The 23605-nt window shown below is 52.5% G+C and carries 23 protein-coding genes; 6 read left to right on the forward strand and 17 right to left on the reverse strand.

The features are described 5' to 3' along the window. Positions 1-4: 4 nt before the first annotated feature. The 3 genes from WKR14_RS16430 to WKR14_RS16440 form a co-directional block, all read right to left on the reverse strand. Entirely contained in the window at positions 5-1615 is a 1611-nt protein-coding gene (locus tag WKR14_RS16430) for a hypothetical protein (protein ID WP_339086953.1), read from the reverse strand. A 125-nt stretch (positions 1616-1740) separates the two neighbouring features. After that, positions 1741-2250, reverse strand: a complete 510-nt coding sequence (locus WKR14_RS16435; RefSeq protein ID WP_286995387.1) for a hypothetical protein — start codon at positions 2248-2250, stop codon at positions 1741-1743. Then, on the reverse strand, positions 2243-2989 hold the full coding sequence (locus tag WKR14_RS16440) for a winged helix-turn-helix domain-containing protein (RefSeq protein ID WP_101053742.1): 747 nt from the start codon (positions 2987-2989) through the stop codon (positions 2243-2245). The genes WKR14_RS16435 and WKR14_RS16440 overlap by 8 nt, the downstream gene beginning before the upstream one ends. Before the next feature lie 426 nt (positions 2990-3415). Between WKR14_RS16440 and WKR14_RS16445 the strand changes: the two genes are divergently transcribed. Together WKR14_RS16445 and WKR14_RS16450 are read left to right on the forward strand one after the other, a co-directional pair. Next, entirely contained in the window at positions 3416-4237 is an 822-nt protein-coding gene (locus WKR14_RS16445) for a cytochrome C (protein WP_101053745.1), read from the forward strand. A gap of 10 nt (positions 4238-4247) precedes the next feature. Continuing rightward, positions 4248-4793 (forward strand): hypothetical protein, encoded by a 546-nt coding sequence (locus WKR14_RS16450; protein ID WP_165565556.1) that lies wholly within the window; start codon positions 4248-4250, stop codon positions 4791-4793. Positions 4794-4799: 6 nt separating this feature from the next. Here the strand turns inward: WKR14_RS16450 and WKR14_RS16455 are convergent, their stop codons facing one another. From WKR14_RS16455 to WKR14_RS16485, 7 genes are all read right to left on the reverse strand, one after another. Next, positions 4800-5348, reverse strand: coding sequence for a hypothetical protein (locus WKR14_RS16455; protein ID WP_165565557.1), 549 nt, complete (start codon positions 5346-5348; stop codon positions 4800-4802). A gap of 43 nt (positions 5349-5391) precedes the next feature. Beyond that, positions 5392-6180 (reverse strand): winged helix-turn-helix domain-containing protein, encoded by a 789-nt coding sequence (locus WKR14_RS16460; RefSeq protein WP_101053754.1) that lies wholly within the window; start codon positions 6178-6180, stop codon positions 5392-5394. 110 nt (positions 6181-6290) lie between these two features. Continuing rightward, entirely contained in the window at positions 6291-7745 is a 1455-nt protein-coding gene (gene nhaD, locus WKR14_RS16465; protein WP_226565310.1) for a sodium:proton antiporter NhaD, read from the reverse strand. A 221-nt stretch (positions 7746-7966) separates the two neighbouring features. Beyond that, on the reverse strand, positions 7967-8704 hold the full coding sequence (locus WKR14_RS16470; protein WP_101053760.1) for a DUF481 domain-containing protein: 738 nt from the start codon (positions 8702-8704) through the stop codon (positions 7967-7969). Positions 8705-8843: 139 nt separating this feature from the next. Next, positions 8844-9026 carry a DUF2474 family protein gene (locus WKR14_RS16475; protein ID WP_240904979.1) on the reverse strand — a complete coding sequence of 61 codons (183 nt, stop codon included), beginning with the start codon at positions 9024-9026 and terminating at the stop codon, positions 8844-8846. Next, complete coding sequence (gene cydB / locus WKR14_RS16480) at positions 9010-10017, reverse strand: cytochrome d ubiquinol oxidase subunit II (protein ID WP_101053763.1); 1008 nt, start codon at positions 10015-10017, stop codon at positions 9010-9012. The genes WKR14_RS16475 and cydB overlap by 17 nt, the downstream gene beginning before the upstream one ends. A 2-nt stretch (positions 10018-10019) precedes the next feature. Then, a complete protein-coding gene (locus tag WKR14_RS16485; RefSeq protein WP_101053766.1) occupies positions 10020-11417 on the reverse strand; it encodes a cytochrome ubiquinol oxidase subunit I in 1398 nt (465 codons plus the stop codon). Between the two features lie 141 nt (positions 11418-11558). Here WKR14_RS16485 and WKR14_RS16490 point away from each other — a divergent pair, with 141 nt between their 5' ends. Then, positions 11559-12974, forward strand: a complete 1416-nt coding sequence (locus WKR14_RS16490) for a PLP-dependent aminotransferase family protein (protein ID WP_339086959.1) — start codon at positions 11559-11561, stop codon at positions 12972-12974. 163 nt (positions 12975-13137) lie between these two features. Here the strand turns inward: WKR14_RS16490 and fba are convergent, their stop codons facing one another. The 4 genes from fba to tkt all read right to left on the reverse strand — a co-directional run bounded on the left by fba (position 13138) and on the right by tkt (position 18724). After that, the gene (fba, locus tag WKR14_RS16495) at positions 13138-14205 is read right to left on the reverse strand and encodes a class II fructose-bisphosphate aldolase (RefSeq protein WP_039033070.1); all 1068 of its coding nucleotides are present in this window, start codon (positions 14203-14205) and stop codon (positions 13138-13140) included. Between the two features lie 113 nt (positions 14206-14318). Continuing rightward, a complete protein-coding gene (locus WKR14_RS16500; protein ID WP_224866138.1) occupies positions 14319-15494 on the reverse strand; it encodes a phosphoglycerate kinase in 1176 nt (391 codons plus the stop codon). 87 nt (positions 15495-15581) lie between these two features. Then, complete coding sequence (gene epd, locus WKR14_RS16505; protein ID WP_101053776.1) at positions 15582-16598, reverse strand: erythrose-4-phosphate dehydrogenase; 1017 nt, start codon at positions 16596-16598, stop codon at positions 15582-15584. A gap of 131 nt (positions 16599-16729) precedes the next feature. Continuing rightward, positions 16730-18724 (reverse strand): transketolase, encoded by a 1995-nt coding sequence (gene tkt / locus WKR14_RS16510; protein ID WP_286995392.1) that lies wholly within the window; start codon positions 18722-18724, stop codon positions 16730-16732. 444 nt (positions 18725-19168) lie between these two features. Here tkt and metK point away from each other — a divergent pair, with 444 nt between their 5' ends. Beyond that, positions 19169-20320 carry a methionine adenosyltransferase gene (gene metK, locus WKR14_RS16515; RefSeq protein ID WP_071475766.1) on the forward strand — a complete coding sequence of 384 codons (1152 nt, stop codon included), beginning with the start codon at positions 19169-19171 and terminating at the stop codon, positions 20318-20320. Positions 20321-20383: 63 nt separating this feature from the next. On the opposite strand, the gene WKR14_RS16520 is transcribed toward metK, so the two are convergent. Both WKR14_RS16520 and WKR14_RS16525 read right to left on the reverse strand, forming a co-directional pair. After that, positions 20384-20713, reverse strand: a complete 330-nt coding sequence (locus WKR14_RS16520) for a hypothetical protein (protein WP_025886942.1) — start codon at positions 20711-20713, stop codon at positions 20384-20386. Between the two features lie 26 nt (positions 20714-20739). After that, positions 20740-21276: a hypothetical protein gene (locus tag WKR14_RS16525; protein WP_339086963.1), complete on the reverse strand. Its 537-nt coding sequence runs from the start codon at positions 21274-21276 to the stop codon at positions 20740-20742. Positions 21277-21405: 129 nt separating this feature from the next. Between WKR14_RS16525 and WKR14_RS16530 the strand changes: the two genes are divergently transcribed. Beyond that, positions 21406-22359 carry a deoxycytidine triphosphate deaminase gene (locus WKR14_RS16530; RefSeq protein WP_101053788.1) on the forward strand — a complete coding sequence of 318 codons (954 nt, stop codon included), beginning with the start codon at positions 21406-21408 and terminating at the stop codon, positions 22357-22359. Positions 22360-22479: 120 nt separating this feature from the next. After that, a complete protein-coding gene (locus WKR14_RS16535) occupies positions 22480-23340 on the forward strand; it encodes a diguanylate cyclase domain-containing protein (RefSeq protein ID WP_224866136.1) in 861 nt (286 codons plus the stop codon). Positions 23341-23396: 56 nt separating this feature from the next. Here WKR14_RS16535 and WKR14_RS16540 read toward each other — a convergent pair whose 3' ends face one another. Beyond that, positions 23397-23576: a hypothetical protein gene (locus WKR14_RS16540; protein ID WP_101053796.1), complete on the reverse strand. Its 180-nt coding sequence runs from the start codon at positions 23574-23576 to the stop codon at positions 23397-23399. Between the last annotated feature and the right edge of the window lie 29 nt (positions 23577-23605).

Consider the following 23605-nt stretch of genomic DNA (forward strand, 5'->3'; position numbering starts at 1 on the left):
GCTGTCAGGGCTGACTGCCTTCGCCATTTTTAGGCTCGCTTGCCCGGGAGGTGACGGCTTTATCTTCCTTCTCACCGCCGGGTTGCAACTCGGACAGAAGATCGGCGGCCTGCGTCACGGCCGCCAGATTCGCCTGATGTTCTTCTTCCTCCACAGTCTTGGATTCGGCGCGCTCTTCTTTACTGCGCCTGGACTCGCCATTGGCCTTGACCTCGGAGTCATAGGGCAGATCCTCAATTCCCGGCAGTAAATCAGGAATATCACTGGGGCTGACATCCACTATCTGTGAGCGGTTCATGGTGATCTTGTATCTGGCATAACGCGGCGCCTGCTTGCCCTCTTTGAGTACGGCGACCAGATTTATCTGATAACGCCGCTCCACCGACTCGTTAGTGATCCTGCCATCAGTTTCGCTGTAAATTTTGGCCTTACCCCGCTCCAAATAACGGGCAAAGGGCACTAAGCTGAACACCACCTGCTCCTGCAATGTATTGTAACCCGCAAGAAATTCGGTATCTGCCACCTTGGTCTGAATACCATAGTGAAGAATCTCAGCGTCGACCTTATTTTGGCTATGGCGCCGCCTGAGGATCTCTTTGACATCATCAGGGAGATCCCGGCTGCGCATAAATTCAAGCCAAACCAACTGTTTGGCAATAAATTTCTGGTTGGTAGTATCCCTCAATATCCGGCTCCAACGGGGGCGTCCCCGTTGGATATAACGCCACAACGCATTACGGACATCATCTTTAAAGATCTCGCGCGCGCCGTAAATCAGCGCCAACACCAACACCAACACCAGGGTCACGCCACTAAATATCCCCTGCGCCTTAATAATCAAGGCAGATACCACCAACATCACCAGGGCGGTAGCCAATCCTGTGGTCAGCTTTTTAAGCCCTGTATTCAGGGGCTTAATCTCCTCTTTGAGCACCACCCCTTGCTGGATAAGCCGCCTGAGCAACAACATCTTGTTGGCAATACGATTGGGATCTTGCAGGGTTTGCGCCGAGTTATAGAGTCGCTCTGCCCGATAGTTATTCTCGACCCGGCAGAGGGTGATCACCTTATCCGAAACATGGTTGAAATCACTGTTTCTGGGACCATGGGCCAACAGCTTCAACAACTGCTGTTCACAAAACCAGGATAAGTAGTTATCGGCATTCTCAAAATAGTGTTTCCATCTGGCATCAGCCGGTTCGTTACGGCGAAACTTCTTCAGCAAAATCGCTGTCTGCTCGGTTAACTCCTCCAGCAAGGGATAAAAGTTTTCCGGTTCGGATTGCCGTGAAATCTCCTTGGCATCATTCTCCATCGCCACAACAAACTGGTAGGCAAACAGATTCAGATAAAGACGAAACTCTTCGACGGTACGCTTCTTCTGGCTTACAAACCTGGATTGTACCAGAGGCAGATGCAGACCATCCGAGTAGTAAGAACGCCGTCCGAGAATGGCGCTGAAGTAGTATTCCTCTTCATTCAGACTCTGCGGCCCTATGCCCATCTCCTTAGGCAGGGAAAAGTAGAGATCCAGCTTGCGCTGCTCCCCAACACCCATCAGATGACTGAATTTGATGGATAGATTTTCTTCCTGCTTGATACGTAGTTTGGACACAATAATGGAACACTATCAATGAATTGATGAAAGAACCTGACTATAGCCCAAGCAACACGGGAATGGGATAGCGCACAGGCGTTAACTGAAAGGAAACGGTGAAATCGTCAGCAAAAATTCAGCCGTCAATGGATCAAGCGGCAGCCACATACTGTGTTACTCGGTTGGAACAACACAATAGCATAGTCTTTGGCTTCATCGGCATCGAGAATTTCCAGTGCCAAATGATGCAGACCTTCATTACTGAGGTTGAAGCTGGAAACATAGGAAAGGTATTGCATATGGGCGGGCCTTTCGCCCTTGCCGGAGAGTTCCTGTTTATCTGTGACCAGGATTTGATAACGCCCTGCCTCTTCCGAAGCCAGTTGCCCCTGCATCAAAATACTACCGGCAGGAGTGCCATCCATATTGAAGTAGCGATAGTTAACCAGGGCTCGCTTGCCTTTGGTCTGCAGATCCAGCAGCAGGTAGTGCTGCGCATCTTCACCTTCGTTCAACTGCCGGTCGTAGAGTTCGGAGCTGCAATTAAGCGCCAAAGCGGGCGCGGTTTGGCTGAAACGATAGATCACCAACAAACAGCCGAGCAAAAAGATCAGGATCAGCAGATTTATCACCCAAAGCCAACGTCTAGCCACAGAGATCAACCTCCTTAAGCCAAGGTACACTGACAAATTCCTTGACCTGACGTCCATCGCTTATTTTGAGATTGCGTACTACAGACTGTCCCAGATACTCGCCTCTCAGTGTGAGGTTAAGGACTTGTTTGTCATGGGAAAGAGACACATATAATTTACGCCAAGGGCTGCTCTTGCACTGAGCCAATGCCGAGGTCAGCACCTTGCCCTGTTCGGTCAGCAACTGATTGTTGGTACGGGAATTGGAGTAGAAAAACAGCTCCATTCTCTGACCAGATAGCAGTGTCAATTCCTGCTTGTTCAGTGGGATGGTGGGTACCACTCTGGGTAAACGATACAGATAGAAGACACTGAGACCAAGCATGAGTATCAGTACCAAGCCCACCAGCAGTTGCTTGGGACCGGCGTTTAACCTGGACTCCAGCACTCCTGGGGGTTTACGGGCCACAGATGAGCGCAGCAGGTACCCCTGCCCCTTGACCGTTTCAATCAAAGACTCATATTCTGGCCCCAAAAAGGCACGCAACATACAGACAGCACGGGCTACAGACGAATCACTCAAAGGGGGATGATTGTCATCACCGGCGCGCAACTCAATACGGGAGACCAAACGTCCCTGATTAGCAAGCAGGAGTTTCAGCACCTGCAGCTCCGCCCGAGGAAGATGCCAACTGTCTCCCCTGCCTTTGTGTTGTAACTCACCGCTGGCTTCATCAAACCAGCAGTCGCCTATCTGCATCATCTTCCTCCTGTTTTATATGAACATGAGTGTATGCAAGAAATCTAATCACTACTGTGATCCTCATAACCCTGACACAGGAAAAAGTTTAAAAAGTGATCCTCCTCAGACAAGGAGGCAAGCAAGAGGGAAGCAAGTAGCGTTTTGTGAACCAGTTCCCATGGTTGAAGGCTTCGAAAACAGGCTTGAAGGTTGATAAACCAGCCGTTAATTAACATGAATAAAACAAATAAAGTGACCTTGCTCAACCACTAATCCCCAAAAAGGATTAAAAACATCAATGCTAATCACCTAAAGGAGTTCAAACCCCAGTCTTTGACAACTCAATATTCATGCGCGCTAAATCACAACCTTCATATCTTATCCCCCTAATCTGAATGCAACCGACCCGGTCGGGAAAAACAAAGACAACAAAGGGTGATAAATATGAGCATTAACAGACGTCAGGCCCTGGGCCAGATTATCGGAATTAGCGCCGCAGCAGCCGGAGCCAGCCTTACGGCCACTTGCGCCTTTGCTGCCACGGATGAGTCAGGAAACTATCGCCTGGAGCTGGGTGAAAAACTCAAATATGCTCCATTGGATCCTATGGAGACAGCCAAACTGGCTTATGAAACCGGCGGTGGCTGTATGCATCAGGTATTTCACGCCACTGTAACCATGCTGGCTAGGTCTGCCAGTGTCGATGCCGACAAGTTTGCCACTATTCCAACAGCGCTGGCCGGCTACGGTTTTGCCGGTGTTACCGGCCAAGGCACGCTTTGCGGTAACCTCAATGCGGTAGGTATGTTGGTTAATATTCTCGATGACATCAATGGCCAAAATGCCGCCGTCATAGGTTCCCTGTTCCGCTACTACGAGAATACCGAGCTGCCGCTGTCCAGCGATGAGTTCGTTGCCGGTATCGGCTCCACCGCCGAAAAGACTGCTCTGGTGGTCAAATCCTCGGTTGCCAACAGCGTACTGTGTCACTCCTCTATCAGTAACTGGTCCAAGGCCTCAGGCAAGACCTTCTCTGAAAAAGGTGAACGTTGCTATCGTTTGTCGGCCTCTATTGCCTATCACTTAGTGGAACTCTTGAACCGAGCCCACAAGGGTGAAGACTTGGGCGCCCTGCCTGAGAGTAAACCCAGCTCAGAAGCCCAGAGCTGTCAGAGCTGTCATGGCTCCACAAGTACCATGGGACCTGCCGCCAGTGTCAAGACAGACATGGAATGTACCACCTGTCATACCGGGCACTTTAACTGAGGATTATCCAATGAAAATCAGCTATCTGAGCCTGCTGCTCGGCTCGGCCCTGCTCTTGGGAGGCTGTGGCAGCGATGATGACAATAATGGTGGCGGAGAGATCACGCCACCGCCACCACCACCTCCGGTTGAGACCCCAAGCTTGGATATCGGCGAGGCCAGCAGTATTGAGTTGACCCTCAACAGCTTCGATCCCGACTCGGGAGAAGTTATCTTTGCCCTGCAAAACGCCGAAGGCAAGGCGCTCACCAATGCCGCTAAGTACCAAATCACCTACTTTGGTTATCCGGCAGAAGAGCAAGCTTCCACCAAGCCCAAGGCCTGGAAACGCTGGCATGTGACCTATGGTTACAGCTGCGATCCGGCAACCGAGTGCGCCGAGCCGCTGCAAGCTCTGGACAGTGCCGGCAGCTACAGCTTCAGTCCATCAGGGCTGGATTGGGATGCCAATGCTGCCACTGGCGCGGTTACCCGTTACAAGGTAGCCATAGAGGTGTTCGGGGCTGAGATCAGCAATGAAGTGACGCTCTATTCTCCCACTACAGACATAAACTAAACTTCACTAATCCCAAATGCCGCTGATCAATGAGAGCAACGGCATTTGGGACTCATCCTCTTCAAACTCAGTCATACGACAGGCCCAAAGGTGATTGCCTGGGCTCAGTTGAATAAGTGAATAGTCAGCCAAAATATCCATCTCAAGAACATGCAACCTGAGCTCCAATTTGCCCGACTGAGCCAAGGCCTTATTGATAGTCTCCCGCATTGCCATCAAGTACGGAGGGAGTTCTTCTTCAACTAATAGCAGTTTATCCTGATAGGGCTCAAGACTCATCAGATAGCTTAGTGAACCAAGCTCAACCTCTTCTATAGTGCCGGCCAGCTCAATAGCCGCCCACGGCTCATTATCATAGCGATAACTGACCTTCAGTCTGGTCTGCCCATTTTCTGTGGTTATCCCAAGCCTAAGTTTCTCTCCTCCCCCCGGTTCTTCGGCTTTGCCGGGGCTAATTAAACTCGCTTCACAATTGAAGTTTGGGTTTAGATATTTGGAAATCAAGGTGTCGACAGCCAGGATACCTGCAATAAATAACAGCAGTAACAACAGCAATATCCAGCTCCGATTTTGGCGTAAGCGCCGCGGTAGAGGCGACTCAGTCACAGCGCAGTGCCTCCTTCAACCAAGTATGCTCGGGGGCACAATCATTCATCTGGGACATGGTCAGCTTGTAAGCTTTAAAGTACTCCCCTTGGTCACTTTCTCCCTTGAGCACCATACTCAATACCTTACTGTCATCACTGAGGGAAATAGAAATTGTATGCCAGCTGTCGGGGCAAGGCGCCAGCCAGCCTTCAATGCTCTGAGTCAGTTCTTTCAATGCCGCCAATGCCTTGGGTTCGCCATAGAGACGCAAAAAGGTAGTACTGCCCGAAGGATGCACGAGTTTAATCACCTCATCCGGCGTTTCCAGATAGCGCAGCGGTCCGACTCTGGACGATAGAAAAAACAATACCAACCCACTCAGCAGTAACATCCAAAAAAAATGATACCAGGGTGCCTTTCCCTTTAAAAACAGAGAGATTGGTTTACTTTTTCGATTTTTGCTGTGCAACAAAAAACCTTGCCTGTCTATGGGCTCCAACAGGCGACAGTGCTCAGGTCCCAGGTATTGGCGGATACGGGCCACAGCTTGTTCCAATAAATGCTCTTGGTTGACGGGAATGCCCGCCTCCTGCAGCAATTGCATTCTGGAAACCACCTTGCCCTGATGGCTCAACAAAACACTCAACACACATTGTTCTATTTCAGACAAGACCCAAATCTTACCGGACCCAGTATGTTTGAGCGTGCCGGTATCGGCATCAAACCAACAGCAACCTATCTGCATGGCATTGCTCAGCAGCAAATGAATGGCGGCAGTATAAGGGAAAAAAACACCCATCCAGAGTGATCTGCATGGGTGTTTTTAGGCTTTTAAGAAAAGCGTGAACCGTCTCTCAGACTTTTCTCACGATTAAAACTTTGTTAATTAACAATATGATACATGCTTTTCTAGAATGTAGAACTGTTAAGCCAGAGATGTATCAGAATACTGGCGATATAACCCAGGGCGATAACAGGCGTCCACTTGAGATGAGCCCCAAAAGTATAAATGCCCCTAGCTTGCCCCATCAGAGCGACCCCGGCAGCACTGCCGATAGACAGCAAACTGCCCCCGACTCCGGCAGTCAGGGTTACCAGCAGCCATTGGCCAAGAGCCATATCCGGATTCATGGTCAATACGGCAAACATCACAGGAATGTTGTCTATGATAGAAGACAACACCCCGATGGCGATATTGGCATAAGTGGGATCCCACTGGGTGTACATGGCGTGAGACACCATATTCAGATAGCCCATAAAGCCCAAGCCGCCAACACAGAGCACCACGCCATAGAAGAACAGCAAAGTATCCCATTCGGCTCTGGCAATACGACTGAAGACATCGAAAGGCACAACGTTACCCAGTTGTTCCAAACGCTTTTCATCCTGCATCAGGCGCGCCTTCTCCTGCGCCCTTGCCAATGCTTTAGGGAAATTCTTCCTCAGGAAGAAGCCAAAGAACTGCAGCAGTCCAAGACCTGTCATCATGCCAAGCACAGGTGGCAGCCCCAACAATGAATGAGCACATACAGCCATAGTAATAGTAAACAGGAACAGCAGCACTATCCGCTTGGCGCCTGTCTTGGTATAAACTTTTTCAACCAAGGCATCGGATTTTTCCCTGGAAATAAACAGGCTCATAATCAGCGCCGGCACCAGGAAATTCACCAGTGATGGCAGGAACAGCTTAAAGAACTCGGAAAAGTGCACCATACCCTTTTGCCACACCATCAGAGTGGTGATATCCCCAAAGGGACTGAAGGCGCCACCGGCGTTGGCGGCCACCACTATGTTGATACAGGACAGGGTGATAAAATGGCGATTATCGGCGCCCATTTTCATCACCACGGCACACATCAATAATGCCGTGGTCAGGTTGTCGGCGATAGGTGATATAAAGAAGGCCAATAAGCCGGTAAGCCAGAATATCTGATACAAACTGAAGCCCTTGCCGACCATCCAACAACGTAAAGCATCAAACAACCTGCGCTCTTCCATCGCATTGATATAGGTCATGGCTACCAGTAAAAACAGCAACAGTTCGGCATATTCAAGCAAGTTATGCTTGAAAGCTGCCTCGGCCACTTCCGACATACCGTTTTGAGTATAGACATAACCTATCATGCCCCAGATGAGACCGGCGGCAACCAATACAGGTTTGGACTTCCTCAGGTGCAACTTCTCCTCTCCCATCACCAGCAAATAGGCGATGGCAAATAGGGTCAGTGCCAAATACCCCACGGTTGAGTCCGTCAGGTTCAGATTATTTACGGCTTCCGTGCTAGCCAGGACCGCAGGCGAAAACAGTCCGGACAAAATTCCTCCTAAGGCTGCGCAGCCCCCATGCAAACGCATCAACTTCATTTCAATGATCTCTCGGTAGGAAATTAACTAAAACCTAGCACAGAGACAAGAAAGCAAATCTTGATAAAACGCAAATTTCTGTAATTTAAGTGAGCAAGCCCAAGCCTTAAGCGGCAGATAACCGGAGAAAGATTGCCAAGGACTGGTAAAAAAACACCATAGATCACAAAAGCGCCCGTAGGCGCTTTTATCTGGTTCACACTTTTTTATCTCACGACTTTTTAGAAGGAGTACAGCAGTGTCATGTTGGTTTCAGTGTCAGTGCTCTTTTTATCGTCCAGCGGATCGCTGTTATAACGCACAATCACAGCAAACTTCATTGCCAGGGCGCCAATGATGTTGGCGGTCAGCGAAGTCTCGGAGCGGGCGTCTAGCTTGTCACCATAGTCGGCAATAAACATTTGACGGAATTTGGAGGTCTTGCTGATCTCCAGCTCATAGTTAATCACCCCGTGAGCCACCCAGCTGGCATCTGAGTTGTAACCCAAAATAGCCCGCTGCTCGCTGTCCAGGCGCTGATACTGGTAACCAGGACCTATCTCGGCATCCAGGAAGCTCTTGCTGCCCTGGAATACACGGTAGCCGTAACCGGCTGCGCTGTTAAATTTATAATCATAACCAGTAAAGGGATCGGCTTCGTAACTGGTGTTGGCAAACAGATAACTGCGCTCATCCAGACGGTAGTTGCCCTGAACGCCACCAAAATAACGCTTGGCAGTAACTTCTTCAGAATCTTCCTTATACAGACCTTCGAGCAGATACTGGTTTTCCCAGTTACCCAGTTCATGTTTCATCGCCAGGCGGGCCTTCACCGAAGAGGTATCAGTGTTACCTGTGGTCAGGGTGGCCCCCAACTCCGCCTCACCGGCAAATGTTTTATCACCTTCGACAAAGTCGGCCCCTGCGTGAGCAAATGGTGCGACCAGCAGAATGGCTGCAGCGCTAAGCAGTTTTTTCATTCTTGTGCATCTCCGTTCAAAGCAATCCCTAAAAAAACGGGCGCCATCTTAACATCTACAGCGAAAAATACGAAACAGCTCGCATTTTTCAGCCGAAAAACCTGATTGCGTACACCATATTGATAACAATGGCCCCCAATCAGGCCTTCAACCCGGCCGCAGACATCAGTAGTCGCAACAGCGAAGAGACGCTCAGCAAAGAAAGCACACTCAAGCACCAGAGCAGCAGCATCCAGCAGCCTGGACGGCTATCGAGCCAAGCCTTAGCGGGGGCCAACAGCCGGATGGCCCGGCCCCTCAAAGCATTAATGATAGGCATCATCGGCGCTCACCTTGCCGCGGAACACATAATAGGTCCAGCAGGTATAAACCAGAATAATCGGGATAATAAACAACGCCCCCACCAGCATGAAGCCTTGGCTCTGTGGCGGCGCCGAAGCCTGCCAGATGCTGATGCCCGGTGGAATAATATAGGGCCAGATGCTGATCCCAAGACCGCAAAACCCCAGTAACACCAAGAGCAGCGTCATCACAAAAGGTTGGTAAGTATCTTGCCTTTGCAGGCCCAGGTACAGATTCCAGCCCAGCAGCGCCGTCAATAAAGGCACGGGTGACAGGAAAATAAGGTTCGGCAGCGAAAACCAACGCTCGGCGATTTGGGGATGTGCCAAAGGCGTCCAGATACTGACCAGCACTATGGCCACCAGTAAGCCTATGAGCAAAGAGCGGCTCAGCAGAAACATCTGTTGCTGCAGATGCCCCTGGGTCTTCATGATCAGCCAGCTGCTGCCAAGGAGTCCGTAAGCGACCACCAGCCCGACACCGCATAAAAGCGGGAAAGGCGCCAACCAATCGAGCTGCGAGCCGGCAAAGCTGCGATCTATGACGGGGAAACCGGATATCACAGCCCCCAGCACCACCCCCTGGAAGAAGGTCGCTGCCACAGAGCCGATGGCAAATGCCCTGTCCCAGGCTTTTCTGTGGCCTTCAAACGCCTTGAAGCGAAACTCAAACGCCAAGCCTCGAAAGATAAGTGCCACCAGCATAAAGGTCAGCGGAATCGCCAAGGCATCGATAATCACCGCATAAGCCAGCGGAAAGGCGCCGAACAGTGCAGCCCCGCCCAGTACCAGCCAGGTTTCATTGCCGTCCCACACAGGTGCCACCGAGTTCACCATGATATCTTTGTCATGCCTGTCTTCAACCAAGGGCAACAGTATCCCCACGCCCAGGTCGAAACCATCCATGACTATGTACATCAAGGTGGCGAAAATAATAATCACAAACCAGATAACAGCCAGATCGATACCCATACTCAGCTCTCCTTATGCAACTCGTCGCTGTGAAACTGTGAAATTCGCCCGACCAACGCAGGGCTTTCGGATAAGACTTCCTCGACCTTGGGCCCCTGACGGATAAGATTGAGCAGATAGAGATACCCCAAACCAAACACCAGGCTGTAGACCACAAAGAACCCCAGCAGGCTAAGGCTCATATGCAGCTCGCCATGGGCGGAGACCGCATCCTGGGTGCGCATTACCCCATGAATGATCCAGGGTTGCCGCCCCACTTCCGTGGTTATCCAACCGGCCAACAGCGCTATGAGTCCCGATGGTCCCATGAACAGACTGAAGCGCAGAAACCAGCGGCTCTGGTACAGGCCACCACTGCGTCTGAGCCAAAGGCTGACGACACCGAGCAGCAGCATCAATATGCCCAGTCCGACCATGACCCGAAATGACCAGAAGACGATAGGGACATTGGGCCTGTCTTCCACGGCAAACTCCTTCAGCGCCGGCACCTGGGCCTGGCTGTCGTGCATCAGGATCAAACTGGCCAGCGCCGGGATCTTGAGAGCATAGTCAGTGGTTTCTGTCTCCATATTGGGCCAGCCAAACAGGATAAGCGGTGTCGGCTCCCCTGAGCTGTTGTCCCAGTGCCCTTCCATGGCGGCGACTTTGGCCGGCTGATGCTCCAGGGTATTGAGCCCGTGAATATCCCCAAGCAAGGCCTGCAAAGGTGCACAGGCGAGGATCATCCACAGCGCCATGGAGAACATCTTGCGCACCGCCGGGTTGTCGTTGCCTTTAAGCAAATGCCAGGCGCCCGATGCCGCCACCATCAAGGCGCAGCAGATAAAGGCGGCCACCGCCATATGCGAAAGACGCGGTATAAAGGAAGGGTTGAAGATGACCGCCAGCCAGTCTGTAGGTACCACTTGGCCGGCTTCAATGACAAAGCCCTGGGGCGTGTGCATCCAGCTGTTGGAGGCCAAGATCCAGAACATGGACATTAGGGTGCCGAGGGCGACCATGCAGGTGGAGAAGAAGTGCAGCTGATCGCCGACTTTTTTCCAGCCAAACAGCATCACCCCCAGAAATCCGGCTTCGAGGAAGAAGGCGGTCAGCACTTCATAGGTCAGCAAAGGGCCGGTAATACTGCCGGCAAACTCGGAAAAGCCGCTCCAGTTGGTGCCAAACTGGTAAGCCATCACCAAGCCGGAAACCACCCCCATACCAAAGTTGACCGCAAATACCTTGGACCAAAAATGATACAGCTGCTTGTATACCGGATTACGCTTTTTGAGCCAAAGCCCTTCCAGTACCGCGAGATAACTTGCCATGCCAATGGTGATGGCCGGGAAGATAATGTGAAAAGAAACCGTGAAGGCAAACTGTATGCGTGCCATTTCGAGTGCATCCAGTCCAAACATGAACCACCTCAAAGGGTCAATAAACCTGGCTGGCATCTTAAGGACAGAGACAAAACTATAATAGATACAGAAAATACGATTTTATATATAACAGATTGAATAATTGTTATGCTGGGTAAGGGCAATAAGGCAGAGTAAACCATGGCCAAATATGAAACCCTGATCCAGCAATTGAGGCAGCAGATACAGAGCGGTGTCTGGCAGGTGGGTGACCGCTTACCTTCACTCAGGGAGCAGACTCAGCAGAGCCAGATGAGTTTAATGACAGTGATGCATGCCTATCAGGTATTGGAGAGCCAGGGCTGGATAATCTCCCGCCCCCGCTCAGGTTACTTTGTCGCCCCTAAAGTGGCTGCGCCCAAGCCTCAAGGCCTGCACCAGTCCAGTGCTGTGACCCGCGCCGAGTCGGTGGATATCAACGCCTTTATCTTTGAAGTGTTGCAGGCCAGTCGCGATCCGGGGATCACAGGGTTTGGCTCTGCCTACCCGGATCCCGGGCTGTCGCCCCACAAACAGTTGAACCGGGCCTTGATTTCAAGCGCCAAGACCCTGGATTCCGCCAGCGCTCTGGACAATCTGCCACCCGGGAACCCGGCGCTCAGGCATATCATAGCCCAGCGCTACGCGGCGCAGGGAATGAGCATCTCGCCGGATGAAATAGTGATCACCGCAGGGGCTCTGGAGGCATTGAACCTGAGCCTGCAAGCGGTCACCCGTCCCGGGGATTGGGTGGTGATAGAAAACCCCGCCTTCTACGGCGCCCTGCAGTCGCTGGAGCGCCTCGGCCTCAAGGCGCTCGCCATTCGCACCCATCCCCAGGAAGGGATAGATCTACAGTCTCTGGCCCAGGCGCTGCAAACTCACAGGGTCAAGGCCTGCTGGTTAATGACCAACTTTCAAAATCCCTTGGGCTGCAGTATGAGCGATGACAAGAAGCGTCGTTTGCTGAAACTCCTGCAGGAACACGACTGCTTTTTGATTGAAGACGATGTCTACAGTGAACTCTATTTCGGCAAGGAGAAGCCCCTGCCGGCCAAGGCCTTCGATCCGGACGACAGAACTCTGCACTGCGGCTCCTTCTCCAAATCTCTGGTGGGCGGTTTTCGCGTCGGTTGGGTGGCCGCCGGCAAGATGGCGCTCAGTATTCAAAAACTGCAACTGATGAGCACCCTGGCCACCAGCACCCCGGTGCAATTGGCGCTGGCCCACTACCTGTCGACCCGCAGCTATGAGACCCACCTGCGGCAATTGAGACGCACTTTGGAACAACGAAAATTCGCCACCTGGCAGGCATTGAAGAGCCGCTTACCCGACAGTGTCAGAGTGCATTATGGCGATGGCGGCTATTTTCTCTGGGTAGAGTTACCCGAGGGGCGGGACACCACAGAGCTCTATCGCCAGGCACTCTGGCAAGGAATAAGCCTGGCGCCGGGGCAGATGTTCTCGGCGCACCGGGAGTTCAGCCACTGTTTTCGCATCAATGCCTCACTGCCTGGCGGACCAAAGTTGGAGCAATCAATCGCCAACTTGGCCAAGCTTATCAAAAAGGCGTTGTGATGACTCAAGAGCCATCCGGATAACACTCCGCCAACCTCAGCCCTATCATCCGAGTGTATCGTGGCCGCCAAAGATCAACACCAAGCATCCACCTCAGGTTTACACTCTGGAAACTAAAAGTAAAAAAGCCCGCGAAAGCGGGCTTTCAATACAGAGAACGGAATTACAGGTTGATCTGTGGGTCCAGTTCGCCGGTCTGATAACGCTTGTACATGGCCTGCAGTGACAGCGGCTTGATCTTGGAACCCATACCGGCACAACCGAAGGCTTCGTAGCGCACGGTACAGATGTCGGCCATGGCTTCCATGGAAGCCTTGAGGAATTTGCGTGGATCAAACTCAGTTGGGTTTTCGGCCAGGAACTTACGTACCGCACCGGTAGATGCCAGACGCAAATCTGTGTCGATGTTAACCTTACGCACACCGTGCTTGATGCCTTCAACAATCTCTTCCAGCGGCACGCCGTAAGTTTCAGGGATCGCGCCACCATACTGGTTGATGATCTGCAGCCACTCCTGAGGTACAGAAGAAGATCCGTGCATAACCAGGTGAGTGTTGGGGATACGGGCGTGGATCTCTTTAATACGGTCGATACGCAGCACATCGCCGGTAGGCTTGCGGCTGAACTTGTAAGCACCGTGACTGGTACCTATGGCGATGGCCAGGGCATCCACATGAGTGTCGGCCACGAAGCGGGCGGCTTCTTCCGGGCTGGTCAGCATCTGCTCATGGCTCAGAGTGCCTTCGGCGCCGATACCGTCTTCTTCACCGGCCATACCGGTTTCCAGGCTACCCAGACAACCGATTTCACCTTCAACAGAAACACCACAGGCGTGGGCAAACGCCACTGTCTTGCGGGTGACATCGACGTTGTACTCATAAGAGGCAGGAGTCTTGCCGTCAGACATCAAGGAACCGTCCATCATCACAGAGCTCATGCCGAGCTGGATGGAACGCTGACACACGTCAGGGTGGGTACCGTGATCCTGGTGAATACACACAGGGATATCCGGATACTGCTCAAGGGCAGCAGCCATCAGATACTTGAGGAACTGAGGACGGGCATACTTACGGGCACCGGCAGAAGCCTGCACAATCACAGGGCTGTCAGTGGCTTCGGCGGCCTGCATGATGGCACGCATCTGCTCCAGGTTGTTGACGTTGAACGCGGGGACACCGTATCCATGTTCGGCGGCGTGGTCCAGTAGTTGGCGTAGGGAAATAAGGGCCATTTTTTACTCCAGTAATAGGGTGAATTGCTTCACCGAGGTCGCTATCGCTTGGATTTAACTTGATGCTCCCGGCAAAGCCGGGAGCGGTTTCTTTATAATTCTTTTGCTGTTGCTCAGTTACCGCGGGCCTTGAGCATGGCCACCGCCGGTAACTCTTTACCTTCGAGGAACTCGAGGAAGGCGCCACCGCCGGTAGAGATGTATGACACCTTGTCGGCAATACCGTATTTATCCACGGCGGCCAGAGTATCACCGCCACCTGCGATGGAGAAGGCCGGTGACTCGGCGATCGCCTGGGCGATACGCTTGGTACCTTCGCCGAACTGGTCGAACTCGAACACCCCAACCGGGCCATTCCAGACTATGGTACCGGCTTGTTGCAGGATAGCTGCCAGGGCTTCGGCGCTGTCCGGGCCTATGTCGAAGATCATCTCATCGTCGGCAACCTCGGCCACTGGTTTCAAGGTAGCCACGGCGGCTGGGCTGAACTCCTTGCCAACCACCACATCGGTAGGCACGGGGATATCGCCGCCACGGCTCTGGGCATTGGCCACCAAGCGCTTGGCTTCATCGATAAGGTCGGCTTCATAGAGCGACTTGCCCACAGGATGGCCGGCGGCGGCAATAAAGGTGTTGGCGATACCACCACCCACCACCAGTTGATCTACTATGCCGGAAAGAGATTCAAGTACTGTCAGCTTGGTCGACACCTTGGAGCCACCGACAATCGCCACCAAGGGACGCGCCGGGTTATCCATCGCCTTACCCAGGGCATCCAGCTCAGCCGCCAGCAATGGGCCGGCGCAGGCTATCGGGGCAAACATGCCGACTCCGTGAGTCGAGGCCTGGGCGCGGTGAGCGGTACCGAAGGCATCCATCACATAAACATCACACAGGGCCGCCAGCTGCTTGGAAAGCGCCTCGTCGTTTTTCTTCTCACCCTTGTTAAAGCGGACGTTTTCAAACACCACCACTTCGCCTTGGGCAACTTCAACGCCTTCCAGATAGTCTTTTTCCAGACGCACAGGGCAGTCCAGCGCTTTAGCCAGATAATCCACCACAGGCTTGAGGGAAAACTCCTCATTATATTCGCCTTCGGTTGGTCGTCCCAGGTGGGACATCACCATCACGGCAGCCCCTTTTTCCAGTGCCAACTTGATGGTGGGCAGTGACGCCCGCAGACGCGCGTCGCTGGTGACCACGCCATCGGCCACAGGCACATTGAGATCTTCACGGATAAGCACACGCTTGCCCTGAAGATCCAGCTCTGACATCTTGATAATTGCCATTTTTACGCTTCCTTCTTAATCAAAAACAAATCTGTTTCACTAAGGGCGGCAGCTTCCCTGCCCCCTGAAATAATCTGTTGCAGCCTCTCAGGCGCTGCGGGCCTTGATCATCGCCAGCGCCGTATCCAACATACGGTTGGCAAAGCCCCATTCGTTGTCGCACCAAAGCAACAGCTTCACCAGTTGGCCATCACTGACCCGGGTCTGGGTGCCATCGACCACGCTGGAGCGCGGATCATGATTAAAATCGCATGATACCAGAGGCTCATCAGTATAGCCCAGAATGCCCTCAAGCCGCCCGTGGGTCGCCTGTTCCAGCACTTGGTTTACCTTGGCAATATCCACTCTGTCGTTGAGGGTCACAGACACATCTATGGCGGTGACATTAATAGTGGGCACCCGCACTGAAATGGCCTCGAACTTATCCTTCATCTGCGGCAGGATACGCTCTATGCCGCGGGCCAGCTTGGTGTCGACCGGAATGATCGATTGCCCGGCGGCGCGGGTGCGGCGCAGATCGTCGTGATAGGCATCTATCACCTGCTGATCATTCATCGCCGAGTGGATAGTGGTAATAGCACCGCTCTTGACTCCGAAGTGCCGGTCCAGCACATCGATGACAGGGACAATACAGTTGGTGGTACAGGATGCATTGGACACCACAGTGTGCTCGGCGGCCAACAGTTCCTGGTTGACGCCATAGACTATGGTGGCATCAACATCCGCCGAAGAGGGATGACTTATCAATACCTGGCGGGCACCGGCCTGAAGATGAGCCTCGCAGCTCTGTCTATCTGACAGGGCGCCAGTGGCTTCAAACACCAAGTCGATATCCAGCTCGCCCCAGGGCAGTTTGTTTGCCTCCGGCTCGGCCAACAGTCTGATACTGTCATCCCCCAGTTGCATCATGCCATCTGCAAGACTCGCGCGGCTATGGAAGCGACCATGGGTGGTATCATAGTTGGTGAGGTGAACTATGGCCTCGGGCTTAGCCAGTTCATTGATAGCAACGATCTGAATTTGCTGCCTTTTACCCGACTCGTATAAGGCACGGAGAATTGAACGGCCGATGCGGCCATAACCATTGATTGCGACTCTGATCATGGAGATCCTGTTCCTCTAATGAGGGATGCTGATTGGGTAACGGCCTGTCTTCCTGACAGGCCGTTGCACTTCCTGTGCGGCATTCCATTGCCTGGTTGCCGCACAGTCATTTCCAATCAGGCAGGCGCGGCTCAGGCGAGCAGAGCCTTACCGGCTTCAACCACTTTATCGACAGTGAAACCGAACATCTCAAACAACTGATTGGCAGGCGCTGACTCACCGAAAGTCGTCATGCCAATAATGCGGCCATTCAGGCCGACATACTTATACCAGTAATCGGCAATGCCCGCTTCCACTGCCAATCGTTTTGTGACATTGGCTGGCAGTACGGCTTCTTTGTAAGCCGCTTCCTGCTGCTCAAATACGTCGGTAGATGGCATGGAAACCACACGCACCTTGGCGCCAGTAGCGGCCAGCTCAGCCTGGGCCTTAACTGCCAACTCGACTTCGCTGCCGGTGGCAATGATGATCAGCTCAGGCGTGCCTTCACAATCCACCAGCACATAACCGCCCTTGGCCACATCGCTCAGCTGCTCGGCGCTACGTGGCATCTGGGTCAGGTTCTGACGCGAGAAGATCAGTGAAGTTGGGCCGTCTTTGCGCTCAATGGCGTACTTCCAGGCGATGGCAGATTCTACCTGGTCACATGGACGCCAGGTGCTCATGTTGGGAGTCATACGCAAAGAGGCAATCTGCTCAACCGGCTGGTGAGTCGGGCCATCTTCACCCAGACCAATGGAGTCGTGGGTATAGACTTGAATATTCTGCACCTTCATCAGCGCAGCCATGCGCATGGCGTTACGGGCGTATTCCATAAACATCAGGAAGGTGGCGCCGTAAGGTACAAACCCGCCGTGCAGGGCAATACCGTTGATGATGGCGGTCATACCAAACTCACGCACACCATAGTGCAGGTAGTTGCCGCTGGCATCTTCGGCCGAAATAGGCTTGGAACCTGAGTACATGGTCAGGTTGGAAGGCGCCAGGTCAGCACTGCCCCCTAAGAATTCCGGCAGTATTTTACCGAAGGCTTCCAGCGCATTTTGCGAGGCCTTACGGGAAGCGATATTGGCAGGATTGGCCTGCAGCTGCTCTATATAGGCGTTGGCATCGGCGTCAAAGTTGGCTGGCAGTTCACCGTTGAGGCGACGCTTGAGCTCGGCGGCCAGCGCAGGGTGAGCGGCTTCATAGGCAGCGAACTTGTCGTTCCAGCTGTTTTCGGCGGCCTTACCGGCTTCCTTGGCATCCCAGGCGGCATAGATTTCAGATGGGATCACGAATGGGTCGTGCTTCCAGCCCAGGAATTCACGGGTGGCGGCAATTTCAGCATCACCCAGTGGCGCACCGTGGCAATCATGAGAACCGGACTTGTTGGGAGAACCGTAACCTATTACGGTCTTGCAGCAGATCAGCGATGGACGCGGATCGGCCTTGGCGGCTTCAATGGCGGCGTTAATAGCTTGTGGGTCGTGACCATCGACACCGGCAACCACGTGCCAGCCATAGGCTTCAAAGCGCTTGGGAGTATCATCGCTGAACCAACCTTCAACATGACCATCGATGGAGATACCGTTGTCATCCCAGAAGGCGATCAGTTTGCCAAGACCCAGGGTACCGGCCAGTGAGCAGGCCTCATGGGAGATACCTTCCATCAGACAGCCGTCACCCATGAAGACATAAGTGTGGTGATCGACAATATCGTGACCGTCACGGTTAAACTGAGCCGCCAGAGCCTTTTCCGCAATCGCCATACCTACGGCATTGGTGATGCCTTGCCCCAGAGGCCCAGTGGTGGTTTCAATACCGGGAGCATAACCATATTCAGGATGGCCCGGAGTGCGTGAGTGCAGTTGACGGAACTGCTTGAGATCTTCAATGCCCAGATCATAACCCGCCAGATGCAGCAGTGAGTAATGCAGCATGGAACCATGGCCGTTTGACAGCACAAAGCGGTCGCGGTCAGCCCATTGAGGGTTCACAGGGTTGTGCTTGAGGTGATCCCGCCACAGGACTTCGGCGATATCTGCCATCCCCATGGGAGCACCGGGGTGGCCGGAATTGGCCTTTTGGACAGCGTCCATACTTAAAACACGGATAGCGTTAGCGAGTTCTTTACGGGAAGACATGCTCTCTCCTGCTTGATCTTAGAGGTCTTGGGCAAAATGGAGTCATATTTTCCCCTACCGGGCAGAAGGACGCAAATAAAATTCACCCTCTCACGACGGCAAAAGCAGCCCAGGCTTTGCTTTGTGTTTACATTTGCACCTCATTTACGAAGCTTACCGCTCACAAAGCTGTCAACTTGCCTATCCGCTGATCGCTTTCAATGCGGCTGCCTGGGTTAAAGCGCCATAGGAAAAACCCCATCCAGATACAGATGAACCTGATACATTTCAGCAAAATAGCTGAAAACAGTGGAAAAAGCTCTTAGTCATTTGGGCCGATTCCTGCGCCATGGCGCACAAATATTTGCGACAAGGGGTGTCATCCCCGTCGAATTCCACTAAAATGGCCGTCTAGATGTAGATGCTTCTACACGTTTGAATTCCACAGACGAGATTTTCCGAATTATGGCAAAACACTTGTTTACCTCTGAGTCAGTCTCAGAAGGACATCCAGATAAAATCGCCGATCAGATTTCTGATGCGGTACTCGACGCGATTCTGGCTCAGGATCCCAAGGCCCGTGTAGCCTGTGAAACCTTGGTCAAGACAGGTATGGTACTGGTAGCCGGTGAAGTCACCACCTCTGCCTGGGTCGATATTGAAGAACTGACCCGTAAAACCGTTCGCGAAATAGGTTATACCCACTCGGATATGGGTTTTGATGCCGACAGCTGCGCGGTACTGAACGCCATCGGCAAGCAGTCCCCCGATATCAACCAGGGTGTAGACCGTGCCGATCCCAAAGAACAGGGTGCCGGTGACCAGGGTCTGATGTTCGGTTACGCCAGCAATGAGACCGACGTGCTGATGCCCGCTCCTATCACCTACGCTCACCAGTTGGTTAAGCGCCAGTCAGAAGTACGCAAGAGCGGCGCTCTGCCTTGGCTGCGTCCCGATGCCAAGTCTCAGGTGACTTTCGCCTACGAAGACAACAAGATTGTCGGTATCGATGCCGTGGTACTTTCTACCCAGCATTGCGAAAGCGTCAGTCAGGCGGATCTGGTGGAAGGCGTGATGGAAACCATCATCAAGCCGGTATTGCCAGCCCAGTGGCTGAACAAGGACACCAAGTACTTCATCAACCCAACCGGCCGTTTCGTTATCGGTGGCCCTATGGGTGACTGTGGTTTGACCGGTCGCAAGATCATCGTTGATACCTATGGCGGCATGGCCCGTCACGGTGGTGGCGCTTTCTCAGGTAAAGACCCATCCAAGGTTGACCGTAGCGCCGCTTACGCTGCCCGTTACGTTGCCAAGAACATAGTGGCTGCCGGTCTGGCGGATCGCTGTGAAATCCAGGTGTCTTACGCCATTGGTGTGGCCGAACCGACCTCCATCAGTGTGGAAACCTTCGGTACCGGCAAAGTCTCGCAAGAATTGCTTATCCAGTTGGTACGTCAGCACTTCGATCTGCGTCCATACGGCCTGACCGAGATGCTGGATCTGGCGCGTCCCATCTATCAAGGCACCGCCGCTTACGGTCACTTCGGCCGTGATGAGTTCCCATGGGAGCAAACCAACAAGGCTGAAGCCCTGCGTGCCGACGCAGGTCTGTAATAGACTCAGCTTGTAAAAACCGCCTCAGGGCGGTTTTTTTATATCTATTTATCAGGCGATATCTCAGTAGCAGTGATCGAAATGGGCCGTTTCCATACAGAGGTAACCCAACTGCTCGGCCGATAGCGGCGTGATATCCAACACTTTCATTGGAGTGAATTCGGTGTCGGTCAATAGACGGATCTGCACCTGATAACTGTTGCTGCGCCCACAGTCGAAACAAACGCCCAAGGCTTGCAGCAGATAATGCGGCTTGCCATCGATTTGGGCTTCAAAGGCCTTTGCCTGTTCGCCCTGCAGCGCCAAAACAGACACCAGGTATCTAACATTATCCCAGGCAGAGAGCCTTAGCGACTCACAGACTTGCAATAGGGTTTCTGGCGTGTTTTGCATCTTGCTCTCCCGCGTCAAAGCGGCTGTTAGCCCTGCAGCAGATAGAAATCCCGGCCGCAAAGGGTGACAAAGTCCAGGGTGCGCATGCGGCCATCCCGGCTATGGGCACGTATAGACGCCTCGTTGTCCTCGGCGATCAGCGCCAGCCAAGGCGCACTGATGTTGGCTCTGGCGGCGCCGTAAAGCTTATCAAACACGCCCTTGCCACGATAATCAGGATGCACCCAAACCGGGCCGTAATTCAGAGTCTGCTGCCAGTTCAGCCCCAGGTCAAAGCGATTCTGGGCCAGTTGCCGACAGAGGGCCTGACACAAAGGCGAATGCTTGAGTTTATCCCAACTGCCGCTTATCAGATAACCGACTACCTTAGTCGCGTCCAACGCCAGCCATACATGACCGGAAGCCACCAGAGGTTCAAGCTCCTTGGCCGAAAAACCCTGCCCTTGCATGCCCTGTGTACGCTCTCTGGCACTCAATTCATCCTGGCCGAAGCGCTGCTCCAGACAAGCTATCGTCTCAACATCGGCCGCCTCGGCCTGGCGGTATTGCATGGTTTTCGGCATTAAAAAGACTCAGCAATAAAAGAAGCCGCATTATAGCCAAAGCAGGTTTGAGCCGCACTCGATTTGCGAAATTCCCATACTGCTTCCACACTTAAAGTTGAACTTAAGCCACTTCACTCAGGAAGAGACATGCTCCCGGATACCATAGACCCAGGCAAGAGCCTATTGGAAAATGAAAGCCACAGACTCAACCTTATTCGCTGGATGCATCAATGTGAGCTAATGAAACGTTACTACCAGGCCGACAAAGTCTTTGTGCTGCAAAAGACAGATCAGGGATTCGAAGTCATTGTCAGCGCCGCCGATGCCAGCCACAGGTTCCCGCCCGGCAAGGTATTCTCTGCAGATGAAAGTGTATTCCAGCGTATGGTCGATAGCCCACCCGAGGGCGTCAATCTGGATCTCACCCGCTCCACCAATGATGACAACCCAAAAGAGTTCAGCAATGTCCTGGGAATTCTATCCCGGCCAGTGCTCTGGCCCGACGGTTCAGTATTCGGTTGCCTGTGTGTCATCAATGCCCATGCCAGCGAGCAGCAGCACATAAGCCCTTATATGCTGGAACCGTTTCAAATTCTGCTACAGCAAGACTTGGCGCTCCTATGCCAAAGCCATAGAATCGAATCGCTATCCATGCGTGACCGGGATACCGGCATACTCAACCGTTATGGTTTCATTATGATGGCGCCCAGACAGCTCAATCTCGGTCGCCGCTTCGGTGCTCATTCAGGCATTATTTTTTTTGAGTTGGTACCTGGTGTGAATATGGATGCCGAAACGCTGGCACGTCATCATAAGGAACTCGGCAACCTGATCCTCAGTACCATAAGAACCGCGGATATTGCCGCCCACTACAACGACAGCCAATACGTCTTGCTGGTGTTTGTCGACCTGGAACGGGATCTGGAACACATTATCAAACGCCTTGAACGGCAGATGAACCAGTTTTCGGCACCATTGCAGTTGGACTCCAGCAGTTGCTTTTTCAGCCCGGATTCAGCAGCCAAGCTGGCACCCATGCTGGAAAGTGCCAGAGCAGGACTCAAGTCATCCAAACAAAAGAAAGAAACAGAAAAGCCTTGATTCAAAGCACAGAACAAGCATTAAAAAGACTTAGATCCAATAACCGATTCTTTGCATTTCATTAACGAGAACGGTTAGGTATCCTGAGGCAATCCCAGCCATCAAAAATACGATAACTATATGCATGCGCCACTGACGGAGAAAACCACTGGCTTAAGAGACCACCCCAACGACCCTTTAAAGCTCAGCCATTGGCAAAACCGCTTAACCACTGTCAGAGAAATATTTCATGCACAAACCGTATTACTGCTGCAGTATATGCCTGATACTCAAGTTCAGGTATTGAGCTACAGTTCGGCGGCTGAAATCCCAACTGAATTTGAAGATATTGCCTCTATGCTGCAACACTTTGCTGCTAACCCGGCCAAGACCATCAATTACCCACTTCATTGGTCCGATGGCAAGCTGTTTGGTGAATTACTGATCCTCAATGGCAAACCCAAGGTGGCGATAGAGCAGTTGCAGTCTTTGCTGGAACCTATGTTGGCGCTGCTCAAAAGTGAGCTTGGACAGTTGCAATTGATGGAGCAGATGGAGTCTCTGTCTTTGCAAGATGAACTCACAGGTATGCTCAATCCCAGGGGCTTTAATCTACTGGCACCAAGGCAGTTGAGTCTTAGTCGCCGTTTGGGCTCCCATGCCGGACTTTTACTGTTGGAAGGCAAGGAACTTAACTCAAACCGTATTGCCGGACTACAACAAGATAAGGCCCTGAAAATACTGGCAAGGGTGATACTGGAAAACATGCGTGAAGCCGATATCTGCACCAGGTTGAATAAAAGCCAATTCATTATCCTGGCATTTGTAGACAACCAAGCGCATTTGGATATTCTCACCAGCCGCCTAAAAAAGCAGGTCAGTCGCAGCGATTGCGGCCTACAACTGCTGGTTGGGAAAAGCTTCTTTGCACCTGACTCCCACTTCAAACTTTCACCTATGTTGGAACAGGCAGAGCAAGATCTACTGCAATATAAAACTTAACGCCAATCCGGCATAAGCCGCTTATGTTGAGTAAACCAAGCTACGAACTTGGGCGATTATTGCGGTTTTTGATCCTGTGCCTTGGCCCATTGGATAAAGATAACCACAGGATATGGCGACATAAATACCAAGCCCAAGCCTATCAGCGAGGCAATAGTCAACATTCCGCTGACCTCTAGCGCCATAGTGGTCAACATATAAAGCCCAATACCGCCAAGCAGCATTAACACTCCCATCCAATGTAACAACTTTAGAAGGCCTATCA

The sequence above is a fragment of the Shewanella chilikensis genome, assembly GCF_037953065.1.
In the GTDB taxonomy this organism is placed as follows: Bacteria; Pseudomonadota; Gammaproteobacteria; order Enterobacterales; family Shewanellaceae; genus Shewanella; species Shewanella chilikensis.